This is a genomic window from Thermoflavimicrobium daqui (genome assembly GCF_003313465.1).
In the GTDB taxonomy this organism is placed as follows: domain Bacteria; phylum Bacillota; class Bacilli; order Thermoactinomycetales; family Thermoactinomycetaceae; genus Thermoflavimicrobium; species Thermoflavimicrobium daqui.
Window position 1 is genome coordinate 165,141 of record NZ_KZ845665.1, and the last position, 19,634, is coordinate 184,774.

Sequence of the window (19,634 nt, forward strand, 5' to 3'; positions counted from 1 at the left end):
TTTTTAGCGGATAATACAGACAAGTAATATTTCGAACACCATGTGCTTCGGAAAAATCTCAAGAGGTGTTCGGAAACGTGAAAATCCTTAATATATAAGGGTTAGATATAATTATTAGACAGCTCTTAACGTCGGGAATTTACCTGAAAAAGCCTAAAAAGGTGAGATGTTCGAAAATGGGACTACGAAGCTAGTAGTATTAAGACCTCTAGACATCTGCGGTAATAATGGAATACACCTCTTATAGAGGATTGAAACCATGAGCAGCGACGACACGCCATACATAGCTAATTCAGTAATAATGAATTACACCTCTTCATGAGGATTGAAATGTAAACCCGCCTACTCCTGAAGCACCATCTAATACAGCGGAAAATAAAGCCTATTTCTTCTTTCAAAAAAAGCTGCCAACAAATGGCAGCTTTTTTAATCCGAACTTGTTCCATTAAAAAACAGCCTAAGCCACGGTTTTTATTAGGCTTAAGCATATGTATCCATAAAGCGATGGTTAATTTATATACCATAGTGGCTATCATCTCGAGATGGGCTAGTTCTTCCGTACCAATATCCGTTAAAAGTCCTTTTACTTTATCGGGAATGGTGTAACGTTGGTTCAAATAACGAAGAGCTGCGGCGAGTTCTCCATCCGCTCCTCCGTATTGCTCGATGAGGTATTTAGCAAGTCGTGGATTACATTTACCTACTCGAACAGGGTATTGTAGTTTTTTTTCATAAATCCACACGAGGGTTCATCCACTCCTTTTTTAAATTTGCCAAGGCCAAGGTGGTTCATTCCAACCATTTGGATATTGATTAAAACTATGTCCAAAGTTATTAAGAGGACCAAATTCACATTCATATTGAAAGCGCAATTTTTGTCGCTCTTGAGCAAGCTGATTGTATTGTTTTAGTGCATTCGAGTCCCTTGGATGGGTGTCCAAATATAAGTTTAGCTCTACCAAAACAAAATCGACTTCTTGTAGTTTACGCAACATTTCGAATTGGATTTTGGCCCTCTTCTTATCCATGTTTTTCACCTTTACCTTCGTACGGACTATAAAGAATTGGCCATAATGTCCCACGATAAAGTGCTTCAGAAGGTGGAAATTGAGGAAGATTTTTGGGTTGGAATCCTAAAAATTCACTGGGTGGAACCACATAAGTTTTTTGATAAATCGGAGGGCAGGGATCAAATGGGCTAATATAGGGATACCAAACTCTTTCTTGGTTTTCGAAAGGATTGGGACAATCTTTAGTCAACGGACACACTCCTTCCCTAAATGTACTTTCAGTATTTTATATATGTAGAAGGACCTTTGTCTTATGAGGAATTTGTGGGAGAGTAACCATAATTTCACACACATTTTAAATCTGATATGAGCACATGATAAGAACACCAAAGCAAGGAGGTGAATAACAGATGCCACAACAACAACAAAACCGTGAGCGTAACACGAATCAGTTGCTTGTTCCTGGTGCAGCTCAAGCTCTTGATCAATTAAAATTTGAGATTGCACAAGAATTTGGTGTAACGTTAGGCCCAGACACCACTTCTCGTGCAAACGGTTCAGTTGGAGGAGAAATTACCAAGCGTTTGGTAGCTTTAGCTGAACAGCAATTAGGTGGACAATTTTAATAAACAATCGAAGTAAGCAGTGGCTTTATAGCTACTGCTTACTTTTATTTTGCCGTAGAGATATCCTCTTAATTGCCATTGGACATTTTCCGTATTATCTATCAGTCCTTGAAGCTTGTTATAATAGCTATGCCCTAGGGGACAAAGTCAATTCTACACAAAAAACAATACTCTAGCTCTTGACAAAATAATGGAACATACTTTTCCTAAAGAAATATTTAAAATAAAAGCCTATTTGGTTATAAAATTTACAGAAATATTATACAAATTTTTTGTAGATATCATCTCAAATTACATCATTTTTATGTTAAAGATTAGCTATCATTTTAAAAGGGATTTAGATATATAGAATGGAATATAATATTTAGTAAAAAGGTTAATTCTCTTTGGGAAGGAATATTTTTCTTAAAAAAAGAGGTGAATCAATTTGGTATATTATAATATGGCTCAAGATGTCGATCGTCATGCGAAAACAAACAAAGTAGCTATTCGTTGGCTTAATGAGAATGGGGAAAAGCGAATCATTACTTACACTGATTTGAAGGAAAAGTCAGATAAAATGGCCAAAGGTCTGATTGAGGCTGGATTTCAACAAGGAGACCGTGTGTTTATTTTATTACCTCGTATTCCTGAAGCCTATATTTCGTATCTCGCTTGTCTAAAGGCGGGCTTAGTGATTGTGCCTGGTTCGGAATTGTTGCAGCCAAGTGATATAGCTTATCGTCTGAATCATGCACAAATCAAAGGAGTTATTGCTTATGAAGATATAGTAGATAGAGTGGATCAAGCAGCTCACGGTCTTTCGTTTGTAACACATCGATTTATTCAGGGTAAAAAGAGAGAAAATTGGACTTTACTTGAAGACTTAAATGGAGCGGATGGTACACAACTTCCTCAAACAAAGAAAGATGATATCGCATTTATTGCTTATACATCTGGAACAACGGGAGGACCTAAAGGTGCTATTCATCACCATAGTTGGGCAATTGGTCATCAGAAAGCGACGACAAAATATTGGCTTGACATTCAAGAAAATGATACAGTTTGGGCAACTGCAGGACCTGGTTGGGCGAAATGGGTTTGGTCACCATTTATTTCAACCTTAGGAGCTGGAGCTACTGCTTTTGTTTATCAAGGAACATTTGATCCTGAAAAATATCTTACCTTACTACAAGAAGAGAAAATTCAAGTGCTTTGCTGTACTCCGACAGAATACCGGATGATGGCAAAGACTGAAAATTTACAACGGTTCGATTTATCTCATCTCCGAAGTGCTGTTAGTGCAGGTGAGCCTTTAAATCGTGAAGTATTAGATACTTTTAAAAAATATTTTCAGGTGACTGTACGAGATGGATATGGTCAAACAGAAAATACTTTATTAGTTGGAACAATGAAAGATATGGAGGTTCGGTCAGGATCAATGGGTAAGCCTATCCCAGAAAATCGAGTTGCTATTATCGATGATGAAGGGAATCCGTTAGGAGCCAATCTCATCGGACATATCGCAGTGCATCGTGATTCTCCTTGCTTGTTTAAAGGCTATTATAAAGATGAACAGAGAACCACTGCTGCTTTTATAGGTGATTGGTATATAACAGGAGATCGAGCTCAAAAAGATGAAGAAGGATACTTTTGGTTTGAAGGTCGTTCAGATGATATCATTATTAGCTCAGGCTATACCATTGGGCCATTTGAAGTTGAAGATGCTCTAGTGAAGCACCCAGCGGTAAAAGAAAGTGCTGTAGTAGCAAGTCCAGATGAAGTGCGAGGGTCCATTGTGAAAGCCTTTGTCGTATTAAAATCGTCCATCTCTCCTTCAGCTCAGCTTATCAAAGAATTACAAGATCATGTGAAGGCGATTACAGCGCCTTATAAGTATCCTCGAGAGATTGAGTTTGTCGATTCTCTTCCTAAAACAGCGAGTGGCAAAATTCGCCGCATTGAATTGAGACAATTAGAAATACAAAGGAAAAAACGGCACGATAATTAACTAAAGTATGTTGTTAAAGCTAGATCACTGCTTAATCCAAATAGGAAAGTCAGATAGGATTGATAAGGGTATCCCTTGAATATTCTTAGCAGCTTCGTTTATAATTGATTCGACTTTCATCGGACGAAGGAGCTAAGACGATGCGTGTATTCTCACATGGTAGTAATGTTAATTTTAACGAGTCAACGCGGGAAATGTTTGCAAAAGATTTAAATGAGATTATTCGAGGCTATATTGAAGGAAAAGAGTCTGTACTTTTTGGAACGATTGATTTAGACAAAGAAGCAATATATGTTTTTGGTCGGGCTCAGCAAATAGATGTGGACGAACAAAAAAATCGTTTTGCTGTAACATATACACAAATGGAGAAACCTTTGGCAGAGAAAATAGAGATGCCTTTTGAAAATCTTGAAATAAGTCACGAAGCTCTATTTGATATTATTGATGAAAAACAAGGTCAGGTACAATACCGAGTCATCTATGTATCCTTTTGGAATGAAGATGAGAAAGAAGAAATGACATACTTTTTTGCTGATGAGTATCAAGTCTCCCATCCACTAGAGTGTGTGGCTAGTTTTTGGGAACAAGTCACAAATGTAGGTAGAGATGTTGATTTTACGATGACAGGATGTTCAGCCTTTGATCGAAAATCCCATTTATAGGCAGAAGCTATCAGGCTTCTGCCTTTTTTATTGGAGTTAGGTAAATAACGTGTGCGTAATCCTAAAAAGATTCATACATGTAAGGATAAAGAGATAAGGGATTGCCCTTACTCCGATTAAAAAACGGTTGTATTTTGTACCCCACATAAAGAAACGATGTCATTAAGAAATTACTTAATTATTTTTATGATTGTTCTTCTGCTTAAAAATAAAGGAGACATGTTATGGTGGAACCATCAAAAAGAGAGAACGAAGAATTCGAACAGGTGGTAAACCGGTGGAATATTCTTATAAAACATAACTGTAATTAAGACTCATTTTTAATTTGTATTTGTGAAAAGATGGGAGGAAGCAGTGTGACTAATATGAGTAATAATCTCCCGAGTTCTGAAAAGCGTAAGCCAATTCGTCGTATTTTTTGTTTAAAGCAAGGGATTCATTATAAAAGGTATTTAAAAGAAATGTGGGGATTAGGGATTCGGCCTATTAAAATTTTAAATCATCTCAAAATGGTTGTGGGTGAATATTTGCCAGATCGTTTTGCACAAAGTTTGGATAGTCACCCTGATGTTGAATATACAGAGCCAGATATTCGTGTAACGATAACCGAACCTTATATTGGAAGTATTACTTCACTTGAGCCCACCTTACCTTGGGGCGTAAAGCGAATTCAGGCAGCAAAAACTTGGAAAGTAACACAAGGACAAAAAGTTCGAATTGCTGTGATAGATACTGGAATTTATAATGAACATCCGGCTATTAAAGAGAATTATCGAGGGGGTGTAAATATTCTTTCACCTTATTTCCCTCCTCATGATTATAATGGCCATGGAACACACGTAGCTGGAATTATTGCGGGAAGTGCAACTGATCTTGGAGTGATTGGGGTTGCACCTCGAACACATATTTATGCTGTAAAAGCTTTTAATAGAAAAGGAAATGCTAATTTATCTGATTTGCTTACAGCAATAAACTGGTGCATTGAAAATAAGATGCAAGTAGTCAACATGAGTTTTGGAATGGATAAAATGAGCGAAGTATTACGTTTAGCTATTCAAACCGCTCATCAAAAAGGATTAATCATGGTGGCTGCTGCTGGGAACCGAGGATTATCCACACAAATTGATTATCCTGCACGATACCCAGAAACAATTGCAGTGACATCGATTTCAAACAATGATCATATTTCAAGCTTTAGTAATCGCGGGAAAGGGATTGATGTAGCTGCTCCAGGAGAAAAAATTCCATCAGCATGGTTAAATAATACAGTACGTGAAATGAGTGGGACTTCCATGGCTGTTCCTCATGTAGTGGGGACAGCAGCTTTATTGCTTTATTTACAGAAAAAACTAAACCCAGAGCAAGTTCGCTATATCTTAATGCAAACAGCACATAAAAAAGATGAAGAGATTGGGATCATTGATGCTTATAAAGCTGTGAACCTATTGTCCAGAATTTGAATAAGCTTTTATGGCATCAACTAGCCCTTTTCCTTGTGCTGTTTCAGATTCATTTTGAAGTGGAAATGTATTATTTAATAAGAGGTTTTTTATCTCATTAGGGGAGAGATTGGGATATTCGGATAATAGAAGAGCGGTGATTCCAGCGACAATAGGTGTAGCCATGGAGGTTCCGGATAATTTAAAGTAGTCTGATCCAACACGGTTTCTGAACATAAAAAGGTCTAAATAGGATCCTTTACTACGTAAAGAGATAATATCAGTGCCAGGTGCTACTATATCGGGCTTGATCATACCATCAGGTGTAGGACCACGACTCGAAAAAGAGGCTACGTGGTCATCTTCTCGTGATAATGTTCGCTTGCTATCGGTTGCACCAACAGTAATAATATCAGGAGTGATGCCTGGGCTAGCAATGGTTTTTTCATGAGGACCACTATTTCCTGCAGCCGCAACAACAACAATTCCTTTATCCCATGCTTTTTGGACGACCTGACATACTGGATCATCTTTGTAGGAATCTTTGGTTTCGCTCCCTAAAGAGAGAGAAATAACACGAATATTATATTGTTTTTGATGCTCTATACACCAGTCAATCCCAGCAATCACATTCGATAAGTTTCCTTCTCCAGATTTCCCAAGTACTTTAACACCTACTAAAGAAGCTTTGGGGGCAGGACCTTTATATTTTCCATTAGACTGATTTCCATCACCGGCAGCGCAGCCTGCACAGTGAGTACCATGACCATTATCATCATAGGGATTGCTTTTTTGATTAATAATATCGTGGAAGGCGATTAAACGAGAGTTGATATCAGGATGTGGGGCGATTCCGGTATCCACTATAGCGATGGTAACTCCATTTCCTTCATTTCCTTTACTCCAAATCTGAGGAGATTGTGTTGTTGGAGTAGCAACATCAAGACAAACTTTAACTTTACGATCTAGATATATTTTTTTGATATCTCTTATTGATAAGAGTTGCTGTAGGGATGCAATTGAGAGGGGTAATGAAAAAGTATGAATACTCCTAATATATTTTTTTACTGGAAAGCCTTGTTGGGTTAATGGATTATGGATAGTAGTAAATTGGTTACTCCGCGATTCATCCCATTGAATAAGAACAGAAACTTTCATTCTCTTTAATAGGCTTTGCATCAACACGAAAGGGATATATTTTAATTTGAGTAGGCGATCTAACAAATATGAATGAAGATTTTGATCAAGACGGGACTGATGTTCAATCATCCACTTTGTATCCATGTTACTTCCCCTTTCCATCAATCTTTAAAACAAGGTATGTATGAAAGAAAGGGATGGATACGAATATTCGCCTTTGACATTAGAAAGATAAACATTTTGACTATGATAATTAAGAAAGAACTGACTGTTCTTATAAGGATTTTATGGTAAACTGAAGAGAAGTGGGAACCGGTATTCTATATGGACTTTTACTGTTTGAAGCGACTGAATTAACTGGGTGATGGTATGAAACAATCTCATATTTTTCGTAGAGTTGCTATTTATTTTTTTAATGGTTTACTCATTATTCTTCCAATTGCGGGTACATTTTTTCTTGTAAACTATGTTTATCGCTGGTTAAATGAACTTGGATTAAAGTGGTTAATCAAAGCTAAGATCGTATGGGATTTCCCTGGAATTGGTATTATTATTATTACTTTATTTATTTTACTAGTAGGGATTATCGGTCGGCTTTGGATTTTTCGACAGTTATTAAGGCTATTTGAGATATTAATCAATCAAGTTCCTTTAATCAAAGGTTTATATAATACTTTAAAAGAAATTATTCAATCATTTATTGGTGAAAAGAAATCATTTGATCAAGTTGTGTTAGTCACAGTCGGACCAACTAAACGCCTTGGCTTCTTAACTGTAAAAGAACCTATTTTCCATACGGCAGATGGGAAAGAATATCTAGGTGTTTATTTTCCTCATAGTATGCAAGTATCTGGGGATCTACACTGGATTGAGAGAGAGTTTATTGAAGAAATTGATTTATCAGTAGATGAGGCATTAAAAATTATATTATCAGCAGGAGTATCAGGAAAAAATAATAAAGCTCCCGCTCAAGGTGTAGAACCTTGATGGGAGCCTGACTCCATCTATATGGATGGAAGTGATACAAATTATTGTTGGTTTTTGTTTTTATTAGCCATGGATTGCTGGTTTTTTGCACGTACATCTTGTGCATTTGTTTCAGAAGCAAATTCAGTAGCGAGGTTTTGGTTAGCAGCTTGAGCACCTGTTGCTGCAGCAGTAGCTTGAGCACCCGCTGCTGCAGAAGTGGCTTGCGCACCTGCACCGGCTGCAAACTCACTTTCGTAGCTTTGGTATCCTCCTACGCTTTGCGCAGAACGTTGATTCTTGGCACGAACTTGTTGTGCATTTGTACCAGCAGCTTGTTTTGCTCTGTTTTTAATATCCATTTGAGTATCACCTCCTGTTGTTAGAGTGCCCGAGATTAGAAAAAACATTTCAGCTATATTTTTCCTGTTGGAGGTAGTTATGAAAGAAAAATTTCAATATTTTTTTTGGAAAGGGTTACCAAAGAGAGCGCTATCCAGACTGATTGGAACCTTTGCACAGACACGATTAAGTCGTCGAATGATTCCTTTTTACATTAAGCATTTTCAAATTGATCTATCGCCCGTAAAGAAGCCGGTAGATCAATTTGAAAATTTATTGGATTTCTTTATCCGGGAGTATCGTCCCGAAGCAAGACCTATTGATTTGAATGCTGATATTGTAGTGAGTCCAGTTGATGGAGTTGTCAGGCAAATTGGTGATATCCATCAAGGTCTATTACTACAAGCCAAAGGAATTAGCTATTCTTTACATAGGCTATTAGCCGAAAACGATCAGAAAACCCATAAATTTACTGGAGGAAAATTTGTTACGATCTATTTAAGTCCGAGGGATTATCATCGTATTCATATGCCATTTGAAGGAGTAATTAAGGAGTTAGCATACATACCTGGTGATTTATATCCAGTTAACGATTTAGGGACAAAACTCTTTCCAGGATTACTAGCGCTCAATGAGCGGGTCATCTCCTATATTCAAACCGAGTTGGGAGAAATAGCCCTTATTAAAGTAGGTGCAACAAACGTAGGAAGTATCAAAGTATCCTTCGATGAACAAATCGTAACCAACCCACGTTCTAAAAAAGGGTTAGAACATAAAGTGTATGAACAGGCTCATCAGTTAGCCAAAGGTGAAGAGATGGGAAGATTTGAATTTGGGTCTACTGTTATCTTATTGTTCGAACCAAATCAAATAGACTGGTTGATTGAAGCCAAAGAGGGAACACAAGTTCAAATGGGGCAACCGCTTGCCCGAATGATTAAGTGAAAGGATGAGTAGAGTTTGTTTGGACATACCCATATCCCTCTACGCCGCTTTCCACAGATTTTTCCTGTAGTAACTAGTATTATACTCGTTCATACGGTTGTCTGTATTATGCTCCTGTTTACAGGACAATCACAAAATCCAGAAATGTGGATTCGATACGGCGCAGTGGAAGGATGGCGCATTGCGGAAGGCGAGTGGTGGCGACTATTTTTAGCACCGATCTTACACACACAATTATTACAGTTTTTTTTGATTAATTTTTTCATCTATATTTTTGCTCCGCAATTAGAATGGTTACTCGGACGCTTTTCTATTTTGCTGTTATATTTAGTCTCAGGTATGATATTTTATTTTGTGATATATTTATTTGATATTCCCGGTATTTACTTAGGATCAAGTGGCGCAGTATATGGTTTTTTGGGTGTGTATCTTTATTTATTTGTCAGACGATCTTTAAATGTGCAAATGGGAATGGGACTTATAGCACTGACAGTGATTAATTTAATTTTAAATTGGTCTTTAATTATCCCATATTTATTCTCTATACTAAGTGGATTTGTTTTAGGAGCGATGATTCTCCATTTTCGTAATGCAGAAAGTGAATAATATTTAACATAATAAATAGAAATGGGTTTCTTTATAGACTTTTTTTGGTCTATACAAGAGAACCCATTTTTTGCTGTAAGAGAGATGTTTCATCTTCTCTACTTAAATGAAAGGGAGTTGGTTAAGCTAAGATTGGTGAGGTTAATGAGTATTTGGAAACGAAACCAGAGTCAACTGGATCAATCTGCCTGGTTATTATTAGTAGTTAGTGGATTATATGCTATATCCACTTCCCTTTCGAATATGTTTGTTCATGTCTATTTATGGAAGTTAAAAAAAGATTTTGTGATGATTGGTTGGTTTAATTTCGCCCAATATTTTGCGATGGCCATTACCTTTGTGTTTGCGGGATGGCTGGTTAAGAGAGTAGATCGTGTAATTTCTGTTCGACTAGGTGTAGGTATTCAGGCTATTTTTTATTTAACGGTTCTGATGTTAGGAACACATTCTTCTGAGTATGCTACTTGGTTAGGTATTTTTTTAGGAGTAGGTACCGGTTTTTTTTGGTTGGGGTATAATGTCATTTATTTTGAAATTACAGAGCGTGATAATCGGGATATTTATAATGGGATGAATGGGTTATTTTCTTCATTAGCTGGGATGATCGCTCCGTTTATTTCTGGACTTATTATTACAAGAATTGACCAATTATTGGGTTATCGAATCATCTTTGCTATTTCTCTAGGAATTTTTGTCGCTGCTGTAATTGTAAGTTTTTTTCTTGATAAAAGAGCAGCAAAAGGGGCATTTCGTTTATCCCTCATCTTAGAGCAGGCAAGGCATCGTGACCATTCTTGGTTTTGGGTAAACTGTGCGATGATTGCTCATGGTCTTAGAGAAGGGGTTTTTGTTTTTCTGATCGGACTTTTAGTATATATCACGACAAAGAATGAGTTGATACTTGGTACTTATTTTACAGTTTCCTATTTAGTATCGTTACTTTCCTTTTATGTGGTAGGAAAATGGTTGCCTACGCATGCACGTAACCATGCTATTTTAATCGGAGCTGTGATGATGGGAGTTGTTTTGATCCCCTTTATATGGAAAGGGGAAAGCTGGACGATGTTTGTATATGGCATTGGAGCTGCATTGTTTTATCCTTTGTACTATACACCACTCACTTCGATGGTGTTTGATCTGATTGGAAAAGATAAAGAGGCGGTTAGTTTGCGTGTAGAGTATGTAGTTATGAGGGAGTTAGCATTAAATATAGGGCGCCTTGTAGGGCTTATAACCTTTATTATTTGGGTAGGTATCTCGTCTGATCTAAATGATATGCGTTGGTTTATACTTATATTAGGCTTTTCGCAAGTTTTAACATGGTTATCTATCCGACGTGTTCCTAGTGTAAGGATATCTAAATAGAAATTGATGCTGTGGAAAAACAGATACGAAAGGCTTCTCTTTATTTTAAGGGAAGTCTATTTTTGTATAAACTACCATATTATACAAAATGCATAATTAGCTTGCGGAATTTTTATTGAATTATGCTAAAATAAGTAATAAGTCTAGATCGGATGAGGGAGAGTAGCATGGAACAAATTCAAAAGCTGGTCAAAAAGCAAAAGGAGTTTTTCTATTCGGGAAAGACACAGGAGCTCGACTTTCGCATCCACTGTATACAAAGGTTGAAAGATGCTGTAAAACGTTATGAACCAGATATTATCAATGCTCTAAAAAAAGACTTAGGAAAGTCGGAAAAAGAGGCTTATACGACGGAAATAGGGCTTATTTATACTGAATGTAATTATATCATCAGAAATTTAAAATCTTGGATCAAACCGAAAAAGGTAAAAACCGGTTTAATACAACAAGGAGCAAGTAACTGGATTTATCGTGAACCATATGGTGTATCACTAATTATGGGTCCTTGGAATTATCCGTTTATGCTTCTGGTTGCTCCACTGCTGGGGGCGATTGCAGCAGGGAACTGTGCTATTATCAAGCCTTCAGAAATGACCCCAAACACTTCAAAACTGATAGCCCAAATGATGGAAGGAATTTTTGAGAACGAACATATTGCTGTTGTAGAAGGTGGAATTAAAGAGAGTACTGCTTTACTAGAATCGCCTATTGACTTTATTTTTTTCACAGGCAGTGAGGCTGTTGGTAAGATTGTGATGCAAGCAGCTAGTAAGCGGATCGTTCCGTTTGTTTTAGAGCTAGGCGGAAAAAGTCCGTGTATTGTGGATCAAGATGCTAACTTGGAACTGGCTGCAAAGCGAATTATGTGGGGAAAATTGCTAAATGCAGGCCAAACTTGTGTTGCTCCAGACTATTTATGGGTCCACAAGCAGGTAAAAAATGATTTATTAAAATTAATGAAAGAGACGATTCGTGAGTTTTATGGCGAAGAACCGATCGAAAATCCTGAGTATGGTCGGATTGTGAACGAAAAACATTTCAAACGGTTAACTCGTTTTTTAACAAACGGAGATATTGTACTAGGTGGAAAGGTTGATAAAGAGCGGCAACGGATTTCACCTACAATTCTGGATCGGATTAGTTGGGAAGATCCAGTTATGAAAGAAGAGATTTTTGGACCTATTTTACCTGTTGTTGAGTTTACAGAAATCCATGAAGTGATAGATCAGATTCGTAAAGCACCTAAACCACTTGCACTTTATTATTTTTCCGAATCGGAGAAAAAGCAGCAATTCATGATACAAAGTGTTCCATTTGGTGGGGGCTGTATGAATGACACCATTATGCATATGGCTTCTCCTTATCTCCCATTTGGAGGTGTTGGAGCAAGCGGCATCGGTAGGTATCGTGGTCATGCAAGCTTTGAATGTTTTAGCTATGAAAAAAGTATCTTGAAACAAACAACAAACTTTGATATTTCCCTACGTTACCCATCAGCCAAAAATGGTCTGAAATGGATTCGACGATTGATGAAATAAAGCTAGCCAGCATTTGCGGGCTAGCTTTTATTTTATTTTGGGTGGGATTCGCTTCGGATTTGCTTGTTCAAAGGAATAAGCCAAGCTAAGTAGTTTTTGCTCAGTGTTTTTGGGACCTATAAATGTAATAGAGACTGGAATATTTCCGCGAAGATAGCCAACGGGAATACAAACAGTAGGCAGTGAGGCATAAGCAGAGATATCACTGGGCAAGGTGCCATATTTAGAAAGATTCGCTTTGAGATTGATGGTTAATATAGCATCATAATTTTTATCTTGGAAGAATGGAGAAACAATATATTGCTTAGTAATCTTGTTAAGAGTAGCTATTTTCTGTTTGGACTCTTTTTCGGTTAGCTTTAAATTTTCAGCGTATATCAAATGATTTTGACCATAAGGGATGCGTTCTTTAGGGTTTTCATTGTTAAAAGAAATAAGATCAGATAAAGAGTTTACACCAAAGAATGGTTGGCTTTCCTTTAAATAATTCGAGAAATCCTGTCTAAACTCATAAGCAATGATTTTTTTAAAGGAATTTTTCAAATCAGCTTCAGGAATATGATAGCTGATTAGATCAACGGATGCACCGGCTGCTTTTAGTGAAGCAATGATTTTTCTACCAATGGTAGACGAATTAAAATCTTTTGTTGCAGCTAGTTTTGCTCCTTTTAAACGATGAGGATTAAGCGAAGTAAAGTAGTTTAGATGATGGGTAGATGGTTCATCTGGTTGATATCCCTCCATTAAGCTAAGTAATAAAGCTGCATCTTTAACCGTTTTCGTTAATGGGCCTGCGGTATCATAGGTATGTGAAAGAGGAATGATACCTGACTGACTTAGACGGCCTAGTGTTGGTTTAACTCCTATAACTGAATTGGCGCTAGCAGGGCCAATGATAGAACCATAAGTTTCCGTACCGATCGCAGCAGGTGCGAGATCTGCAGCTACACCTGCTGCGGAACCAGAGCTTGATCCAGAGACATTCAAAGTACCCGGTCCATAAGGATTTAGCGTTTGTCCACCAAGGGCAGAGAAGCCGGATGGCTCAATAGGATAGATAAAGGATAAACCAGCCAACTCAGATAAATTGGCTTTTGCAAGAATAATTGCGCCATTTGCGCGTAGGTGTTGAATGACATTTGCATCTTTCTTAGCATAATTGTCTTTAAGTGCGATCGTACCTCCTGTTGTTGGCATCTTATCTTTGGTTTCGATGTTATCTTTGACTAAAATAGGAATTCCATATAATAGAGAAGTGTTTTTTGATGGAGGGCCTTGTTCATCCAATTTTTTAGCTTCTGTAATCGCTTCAGGATTCACAGAAATAACTATATGCATTTTTTTGTTTAGTATTTGAATTCTTTTTAAATAATAAGCAGTTACCTCTACACATGTTAATTTACCTGTAATTAGATAATTGCGAATTTGGTCTATATTTGCATTATGAAGTAGATTACTTTTCTGCTCCAGTGATGTGATATTGGCTTCCTTTAGTTGTTTTTCAATCAAATAAGATATGTCTTTGGGTTGTTCATATTGAGGAGAATCGAAGATCCATTCTATGATGTTACTACAACCTGTGGTTAGACTTGTCGCAAAGGTTATTATCAATAAAAAAAGAGGGATTTTTTTATACATCCCTTTTCTCTTCCTTTCAATCATTAGGCTAATCGTTTTAACGTTTTTCTTTTTCAATAGGATTTTGGGGATGAGTTATCCAGTCACTCCAACTTCCAGCATACAGTTTAACTTTTTGATATCCAGCTAGTTTTAAGGCTAAAAAGTTAGGTGTTGCTGTAATTCCAGAACCACAATATACAATGATTTCTTTATCTTTGGGGAGCGATTGGAAATGGGCTTCTAGCTCATCTCTTTCTTTCCAAATCCCTGTGTCCTTGAGTACTCCTTGCCAGAAATAGTTGATAGCACTTGGGATATGTCCAGCTACTGGATCAATTGGCTCTTCTTCTCCGCTATATCGTTTTTCTTCTCGCGAATCAATGAGGATCATATCCGTTTGATCCAGTTTTTTTAGAACCTCTTCCATAGTTGCAAGCATATTTTTTTGTAGTTTTGGAGTAAAGATAGTGGGCGAATTAGAGGGAAGGGTGTTCGTGATTGGAAATCCATGTTTGATCCACTGCTTCCATCCACCATCAAGAATACTTACTTGATCATGACCTAAGTATTTTAGTAACCACCATAATCGGGAGGCCATGGCACCTTGTTGATCATCATAGGCAATCACATGGGTCTGTTCATTAATACCGATATTTCCTAGTTTCTTTGCGAGTAAGTCTTGACGAGGGATAGGATGTCTTCCACCATGCTTTTCGACTGAACCAGATAAGTCTTTTTCCATATCTAAATAATAAGCCCCTGGGATATGCTTTTCCTGATAAGCTTTTAAACCAGTGTTAGGTTGTCCTAATACAAAGCGACAATCCACAATGACTAAATTCGCATCGTTAAGATGGTCAAAAAGCCACTGTGGTGAAATAATATCAGTCAATCCAATCACTTCCTTTATATATTAAGGATGGATTTGATAAATCAGAGGATGTAATATTATTCTAGAATAAACGAGCTAAAACGGCAAATTACTAATTGCAGCATATTACATAATTCGAGGCAAAGCCTGGATCATTTCAAGATGAAGCCGCAAATCGTTTTTGTGTAGGATCGACTTTTGTGCCAAACCTTTAGCGGGAGTGAGTGGGGAATGGATGAGCGGCTGTTTAAGGGGCAACCTCTAACTGGATAAGAGAGTGTTTTATTTTTATCTTGTTTCTTTTGCTAATATGAATGAGATAAAGAGTTTGGTTTATAATATGGATCAAGTCTTTCCGATGTTTTTTAGAACTAGAGCCTTGTTTGACAGGAGGGTAACACGGTTATATAATTACACAATACTGGTACTTGAATGGAGTTAAATCTAACATCTAAGAAGGAAATCAATTTAAAATTATAGAATATCTTAATATAACAAAATCAAATTCAGTAGAGGGGGGATAGGAGTGAAGAAGCAAGTCGTATTGACACGTCGACTACAAGATGAGTGTATGAAAGAATTAGAAAAGCACTTTCAACTAATCGTAGTAAGTGAAGATCAAGTGCCGAAACGTGAAGACTTGCTTGCTCATTTACAAGGGAAAGAGGCTTTAGTATGTACAGTTACTGAAATGATAGACCAAGAGCTGATCGAAGCGTGCCCCGATCTTCGGATTATTAGCAACTATGGAGTTGGTTTTAACAATATTGATGTAAGCGCTACCAACCGCCGTGGAATTTTGGTAACGAATACTCCTGATGTTTTAACAGATGCAACAGCAGATATGACATGGGCTCTGATTCTTGCTGTAGCTCGTCGTGTAGTAGAAGGAGATAGTTTGGTTAGGCAAGGTCAGTGGAATGGCTGGTCTCCTACTTTTATGCTAGGAGGAGATGTCACTGGGAAAACGTTAGGAATTATCGGAATGGGTAGGATCGGTCAAGCTGTGGCGAAGCGTGCACTTGGATTCCAAATGAAGGTTTTATATTACTCAAGAACTCGCCTTCCTTCGCATTTGGAGAAAGAGCTGAATGTAGTATATTGTGAGTTAGATCAACTGCTTCGACAAGCCGATTTTGTTAGTATACATACACCTTATTCGTCTCTGACCCACCACTTAATCGGAGAAAAACAGTTAATGGAAATGAAACCAACAGCATATTTGATTAATACAGCACGAGGGGCTGTTGTTGATGAATTAGCACTGATAAAAGCGCTAAAAGAAAAGCAAATAGCTGGAGCTGGACTTGATGTATTTGAACATGAGCCATATGTTCCTCAATCATTATGTGATATGGACCAGGTTGTATTAGCTCCTCATTTAGGAAGTGCTACTAGAGATTCCCGAATAAAAATGGGAGAGATCGTGGTGCAAAACCTAATTGCTTATTTTCAAGGTAAAAAGCCACCTTGTTTGGTAAACCAAGAGATTTGGAAGTAGTTTTAATTTGTTTTAAAAATTTTTTTAGAACTCTTGGAACTGATAAGGTTATGTGCTAATATATTGACCAGTTGTTTCTATCCCCACAGCATGTTGAGAGAACCATAGAAAGATCAAGGTAATTGGGTTTCTTTTTTATACAGAAAGGGAAAAAAATAGATACCAATTTCAGTTTAAGACTAATCTATTTAAGAAAAATTTTTTGTAATAATTTAAGCATATTAAGCATATGCATGGTCGGGAAAAGTCTCGTGTCGGGCTATTTTTTGTTTTATAGAGAGATTGTGAAGAATTGTTTGTTGAATTAAGGGAGGAGTTTATATGTCTCAAAATAAAAAAGAAGTTCTACTCACAGAAGAAGGTCTGGAGAAATTAAAACAGGAATTAGAGCTATTTAAAACGCATAAACGTCACGAGGTAGCACAACGCTTGAAAGAAGCAATTGCACAGGGAGACCTGAGTGAAAACTCTGAATATGATGCAGCAAAAGAAGAGCAAGCTTTTATTGAATCTCGTATTATTGCGTTAGAAAATATGATTCGTAATGCCAAGATTATTAGCAACGAGTCATTAGATAAAGAAACGGTAAACATTGGTGCAAAGGTTACCATCCAGGAAATGCCCGATGGAGATGTAGAGACTTATACCATTGTAGGAAGTGCTGAATCTGATCCACTTTCTGGAAAAATTTCCAATGAGTCACCGATCGGTGCAGAGCTGATTGGGAAAAAAGTTGGACAAGTTGTCGATGTACCTGTTCCTTCAGGAACCATTCAATTTAAGATTGTGAAGATCGACTAATGATTTTAAGATAAGCCCTCTTGTCTTTCAGATAAGAAGGGCTTATCTTTTTAGCTATAGTATTTATGCGAATAGGTGATATAACATGAAAATAGAGATTATGGAGAAATTACACCGATTAGAGAAAGAATTGGATATAAAGATTCAGTATGCTGTAGAGTCAGGGAGTCGGGCTTGGGGATTTGCTTCCAAAAATAGTGACTATGATGTCCGTTTTATTTATAAAAGAAACATTTCTGCTTATTTATCACTATTTCCACCACGTGATGTAATTGAATTACCCATCGAAGATGAATGGGATATCAATGGCTGGGATATTTATAAAGTATTGCGACTGCTATTAAAATCCAATCCAGCGATCATGGAATGGCTGTTTTCTCCCATTGTGTATATGGAAGAAAATACACTAGTGCCAAAGTTACGACATTGGGTAACGAAGCATTACTCTTTAAAACGGATTGGTTACCATTACTTTTATATAGCACGAGATCATTATCATCGATTTTTACAAAATAAGTCGGATGTACAGCTAAAAAAATATTTGTATACGCTTCGTCCATTAATTTGTCTTCGTTGGTTGGAACAAAACCAAACTCCTCCGCCGACACAAGTTAAGCAAGTATTAGTCGGGATTGAATGGGATCAGGTATATCGCGAGAATTATCATGAGCTAGTGCGACTAAAAAAGGAAGCACAAGAGCGATCGGTGATTTCTTCTTTTCCACAAGTTGAAGCGATGATTATAAGCGAATTAGAACGAGCAGAAGAAGTAATCAAGCAATTGCCTGATCATCGTGAGGGTAAAGAGGAACTGGAAGAAATACTTTTTGCTGAACTAGCGTTAGTATCAAGCTGATCTTACCATGATCTGGAATAATTTAGCCCTTTTTTCTCATACTAAAAAGAGAATAAATAGGGAAGAAGGGACCATTTGTGCATAGGCGTGTGGTGATTACGGGAATGGGGCTGGTTACCCCAATTGGACTTGATCAACAAAGTTTTTGGCAAGCATTAATGAATGGAAAAAGTGGAGCGGGGCCAATAACTCGATTTGATCCAACTGGATATCCAACACGAATTGCTGCAGAGATGAAGGATTTTATTCCTGAAGAGTTTATGGAAAAAAAAGATGCAAAGCGAATGGATCGTTTCGCTCAATATGGTGTAGCTGCTGCTCGTCAGTCCTTGTTACACGCAAATTTAAGGATAACTGAAGAAGTAGCAGAGCGAGTTGGTGTGATGGTAGGAACAGGAAGTGGAGGTCTGGATGTCATTCAGCAAGAGCAAAAGCGGGTAATGGAACGAGGACCGAGTCGGCTAAGTCCTTATTTAGCACCAGCAATGCTTGCTAATATGGCTTCGGGTGAGATTGCCATTGCCTTTGGAGCGCGTGGACCATCTGCTGCCGTTTTGACAGCTTGTGCATCAGGAAGTAGTTGTATCGGTGAAGCTATGCGAATGATTCAATATGGAACAGTAGATGTAGTACTTGCTGGGGGAACAGAAGCTCCTGTTACTCCCTTAGGGCTAGCAGCTTTCTCAAAAATTAGAGCGCTCTCAAGGCGAAATGATGAGCCTGATCGTGCGAGTCGGCCGTTTGATAAGGATCGGGATGGGTTTGTAGCTGGAGAAGGAGCTGGAGTGATTATACTTGAAGAATTAAATCATGCTCGTAACAGAAATGCTATGATTCTGGCTGAATTGATTGGATATGGGGCATCGACTGATGCATATCACATTACTTCTCCGCTTCCTGATGGTGCAGGAGCTGTTAGGGCAATGCTACTTGCTTTAAAGGATGCAGGAGTTACACCTGCTGATATTGACTATATTAATGCACATGGTACAGGTACTCCTCTGAATGATCGGACTGAGGTTATTGCTATCAAAAAGGTGTTTGGTGAACGAGCTTATTTGGTTCCTATAAGTTCTATCAAATCGATGACTGGACATCTCCTTGGAGCGGCAGGAGCTGTAGAAATGATCGCATCTGTATTAGCTATTCAACATGGATTTATTCCTCCAACGATAAATTGGGAGGCAGGAGATGAAGAGGAAGTTTTAGATTTTGTTCCCAACCGACCTCGTAGACAAGATCTTCGTATGGTGATGAGTAATTCCTTTGGTTTTGGTGGTCATAATGTTAGTCTGATCGTGAAGAAATGGGAAGAGTCTCTATAAACAAGGATAATTTTTTAGCAACAGTGATCTG

19 protein-coding genes and 1 pseudogene are annotated in these 19,634 nt (G+C 37.6%); 13 read left to right on the forward strand and 7 right to left on the reverse strand.

Annotated features, from left to right (window positions below; genetic code table 11):
• Window positions 1–506: 506 nt before the first annotated feature.
• The 3 genes and pseudogenes from cotJC to DL897_RS06480 form a co-directional block, all read right to left on the reverse strand.
• Window positions 507–743 (reverse strand): annotated as a pseudogene (cotJC, locus tag DL897_RS06470) (spore coat protein CotJC); the annotation flags it as partial.
• A 21-nt stretch (window positions 744–764) separates the two neighbouring features.
• Complete coding sequence (locus DL897_RS06475; protein ID WP_113658330.1) at window positions 765–1,028, reverse strand: spore coat protein CotJB; 264 nt, start codon at window positions 1,026–1,028, stop codon at window positions 765–767.
• Window positions 1,021–1,260 carry a spore coat associated protein CotJA gene (locus tag DL897_RS06480; RefSeq protein WP_113658331.1) on the reverse strand — a complete coding sequence of 80 codons (240 nt, stop codon included), beginning with the start codon at window positions 1,258–1,260 and terminating at the stop codon, window positions 1,021–1,023. Before DL897_RS06480 ends, DL897_RS06475 begins: the two co-directional genes overlap by 8 nt.
• Window positions 1,261–1,420: 160 nt before the next feature.
• On the opposite strand from DL897_RS06480, the gene DL897_RS06485 reads away from it, so the two are divergent.
• The 4 genes from DL897_RS06485 (at window position 1,421) to DL897_RS06500 (ending at window position 5,748) form a co-directional block, all read left to right on the forward strand.
• On the forward strand, window positions 1,421–1,636 hold the full coding sequence (locus tag DL897_RS06485; RefSeq protein ID WP_113658332.1) for an alpha/beta-type small acid-soluble spore protein: 216 nt from the start codon (window positions 1,421–1,423) through the stop codon (window positions 1,634–1,636).
• 442 nt (window positions 1,637–2,078) lie between these two features.
• On the forward strand, window positions 2,079–3,626 hold the full coding sequence (locus DL897_RS06490) for an acetate--CoA ligase (protein WP_113658655.1): 1,548 nt from the start codon (window positions 2,079–2,081) through the stop codon (window positions 3,624–3,626).
• A 140-nt stretch (window positions 3,627–3,766) separates the two neighbouring features.
• Complete coding sequence (locus DL897_RS06495) at window positions 3,767–4,288, forward strand: hypothetical protein (RefSeq protein WP_113658333.1); 522 nt, start codon at window positions 3,767–3,769, stop codon at window positions 4,286–4,288.
• Window positions 4,289–4,653: 365 nt separating this feature from the next.
• Window positions 4,654–5,748 (forward strand): S8 family peptidase, encoded by a 1,095-nt coding sequence (locus tag DL897_RS06500; RefSeq protein ID WP_240627306.1) that lies wholly within the window; start codon window positions 4,654–4,656, stop codon window positions 5,746–5,748.
• On the opposite strand, the gene DL897_RS06505 is transcribed toward DL897_RS06500, so the two are convergent.
• The gene (locus DL897_RS06505) at window positions 5,731–7,011 is read right to left on the reverse strand and encodes a S8 family peptidase (protein ID WP_168188682.1); all 1,281 of its coding nucleotides are present in this window, start codon (window positions 7,009–7,011) and stop codon (window positions 5,731–5,733) included. The two genes, DL897_RS06500 and DL897_RS06505, sit on opposite strands and share 18 nt — an antisense overlap.
• A 225-nt stretch (window positions 7,012–7,236) precedes the next feature.
• Between DL897_RS06505 and DL897_RS06510 the strand changes: the two genes are divergently transcribed.
• On the forward strand, window positions 7,237–7,854 hold the full coding sequence (locus DL897_RS06510) for a DUF502 domain-containing protein (RefSeq protein WP_113658336.1): 618 nt from the start codon (window positions 7,237–7,239) through the stop codon (window positions 7,852–7,854).
• A 41-nt stretch (window positions 7,855–7,895) separates the two neighbouring features.
• Here DL897_RS06510 and DL897_RS06515 read toward each other — a convergent pair whose 3' ends face one another.
• Window positions 7,896–8,195, reverse strand: coding sequence for a gamma-type small acid-soluble spore protein (locus DL897_RS06515; protein ID WP_113658337.1), 300 nt, complete (start codon window positions 8,193–8,195; stop codon window positions 7,896–7,898).
• Between the two features lie 79 nt (window positions 8,196–8,274).
• Here DL897_RS06515 and asd point away from each other — a divergent pair, with 79 nt between their 5' ends.
• The 4 genes from asd to DL897_RS06535 all read left to right on the forward strand — a co-directional run bounded on the left by asd (window position 8,275) and on the right by DL897_RS06535 (window position 12,629).
• The gene (gene asd / locus DL897_RS06520) at window positions 8,275–9,120 is read left to right on the forward strand and encodes an archaetidylserine decarboxylase (protein ID WP_113658338.1); all 846 of its coding nucleotides are present in this window, start codon (window positions 8,275–8,277) and stop codon (window positions 9,118–9,120) included.
• Between the two features lie 15 nt (window positions 9,121–9,135).
• Window positions 9,136–9,726 carry a rhomboid family intramembrane serine protease gene (locus DL897_RS06525; RefSeq protein WP_113658339.1) on the forward strand — a complete coding sequence of 197 codons (591 nt, stop codon included), beginning with the start codon at window positions 9,136–9,138 and terminating at the stop codon, window positions 9,724–9,726.
• 144 nt (window positions 9,727–9,870) lie between these two features.
• A complete protein-coding gene (locus DL897_RS06530; protein WP_168188683.1) occupies window positions 9,871–11,091 on the forward strand; it encodes an MFS transporter in 1,221 nt (406 codons plus the stop codon).
• A gap of 152 nt (window positions 11,092–11,243) precedes the next feature.
• Window positions 11,244–12,629, forward strand: a complete 1,386-nt coding sequence (locus DL897_RS06535; protein WP_113658341.1) for an aldehyde dehydrogenase — start codon at window positions 11,244–11,246, stop codon at window positions 12,627–12,629.
• Window positions 12,630–12,656: 27 nt separating this feature from the next.
• Here the strand turns inward: DL897_RS06535 and DL897_RS06540 are convergent, their stop codons facing one another.
• Together DL897_RS06540 and DL897_RS06545 are read right to left on the reverse strand one after the other, a co-directional pair.
• A complete protein-coding gene (locus tag DL897_RS06540; RefSeq protein ID WP_168188684.1) occupies window positions 12,657–14,267 on the reverse strand; it encodes an amidase family protein in 1,611 nt (536 codons plus the stop codon).
• Window positions 14,268–14,304: 37 nt separating this feature from the next.
• On the reverse strand, window positions 14,305–15,141 hold the full coding sequence (locus tag DL897_RS06545; protein ID WP_113658343.1) for a sulfurtransferase: 837 nt from the start codon (window positions 15,139–15,141) through the stop codon (window positions 14,305–14,307).
• 505 nt (window positions 15,142–15,646) lie between these two features.
• On the opposite strand from DL897_RS06545, the gene DL897_RS06550 reads away from it, so the two are divergent.
• The 4 genes from DL897_RS06550 to fabF all read left to right on the forward strand — a co-directional run bounded on the left by DL897_RS06550 (window position 15,647) and on the right by fabF (window position 19,603).
• Window positions 15,647–16,621: a 2-hydroxyacid dehydrogenase gene (locus DL897_RS06550; protein WP_113658344.1), complete on the forward strand. Its 975-nt coding sequence runs from the start codon at window positions 15,647–15,649 to the stop codon at window positions 16,619–16,621.
• Between the two features lie 321 nt (window positions 16,622–16,942).
• The gene (gene greA / locus DL897_RS06555) at window positions 16,943–17,422 is read left to right on the forward strand and encodes a transcription elongation factor GreA (protein WP_113658345.1); all 480 of its coding nucleotides are present in this window, start codon (window positions 16,943–16,945) and stop codon (window positions 17,420–17,422) included.
• 85 nt (window positions 17,423–17,507) lie between these two features.
• The gene (locus DL897_RS06560) at window positions 17,508–18,278 is read left to right on the forward strand and encodes a nucleotidyltransferase domain-containing protein (protein ID WP_113658346.1); all 771 of its coding nucleotides are present in this window, start codon (window positions 17,508–17,510) and stop codon (window positions 18,276–18,278) included.
• 77 nt (window positions 18,279–18,355) lie between these two features.
• A complete protein-coding gene (gene fabF, locus DL897_RS06565) occupies window positions 18,356–19,603 on the forward strand; it encodes a beta-ketoacyl-ACP synthase II (protein WP_113658347.1) in 1,248 nt (415 codons plus the stop codon).
• Window positions 19,604–19,634 lie beyond the last annotated feature (31 nt).

Excerpts from the sequence above, each read along its gene's own strand:
- DL897_RS06475 (WP_113658330.1), bottom strand. The coding sequence starts at position 1,028 with ATGGATAAGAAGAGGGCCAAAATCCAATTCGAAATGTTGCGTAAACTA.
- DL897_RS06485 (WP_113658332.1), top strand. The coding sequence starts at position 1,421 with ATGCCACAACAACAACAAAACCGTGAGCGTAACACGAATCAGTTGCTT.
- DL897_RS06490 (WP_113658655.1), top strand. The coding sequence starts at position 2,079 with ATGGCTCAAGATGTCGATCGTCATGCGAAAACAAACAAAGTAGCTATT.
- DL897_RS06495 (WP_113658333.1), top strand. The coding sequence starts at position 3,767 with ATGCGTGTATTCTCACATGGTAGTAATGTTAATTTTAACGAGTCAACG.
- DL897_RS06500 (WP_240627306.1), top strand. The coding sequence starts at position 4,654 with ATGAGTAATAATCTCCCGAGTTCTGAAAAGCGTAAGCCAATTCGTCGT.
- DL897_RS06505 (WP_168188682.1), bottom strand. The coding sequence starts at position 7,011 with ATGGATACAAAGTGGATGATTGAACATCAGTCCCGTCTTGATCAAAAT.
- DL897_RS06510 (WP_113658336.1), top strand. The coding sequence starts at position 7,237 with ATGAAACAATCTCATATTTTTCGTAGAGTTGCTATTTATTTTTTTAAT.
- DL897_RS06515 (WP_113658337.1), bottom strand. The coding sequence starts at position 8,195 with ATGGATATTAAAAACAGAGCAAAACAAGCTGCTGGTACAAATGCACAA.
- asd (WP_113658338.1), top strand. The coding sequence starts at position 8,275 with ATGAAAGAAAAATTTCAATATTTTTTTTGGAAAGGGTTACCAAAGAGA.
- DL897_RS06530 (WP_168188683.1), top strand. The coding sequence starts at position 9,871 with ATGAGTATTTGGAAACGAAACCAGAGTCAACTGGATCAATCTGCCTGG.
- DL897_RS06535 (WP_113658341.1), top strand. The coding sequence starts at position 11,244 with ATGAGGGAGAGTAGCATGGAACAAATTCAAAAGCTGGTCAAAAAGCAA.
- DL897_RS06540 (WP_168188684.1), bottom strand. The coding sequence starts at position 14,267 with ATGTATAAAAAAATCCCTCTTTTTTTATTGATAATAACCTTTGCGACA.
- greA (WP_113658345.1), top strand. The coding sequence starts at position 16,943 with ATGTCTCAAAATAAAAAAGAAGTTCTACTCACAGAAGAAGGTCTGGAG.
- DL897_RS06560 (WP_113658346.1), top strand. The coding sequence starts at position 17,508 with ATGAAAATAGAGATTATGGAGAAATTACACCGATTAGAGAAAGAATTG.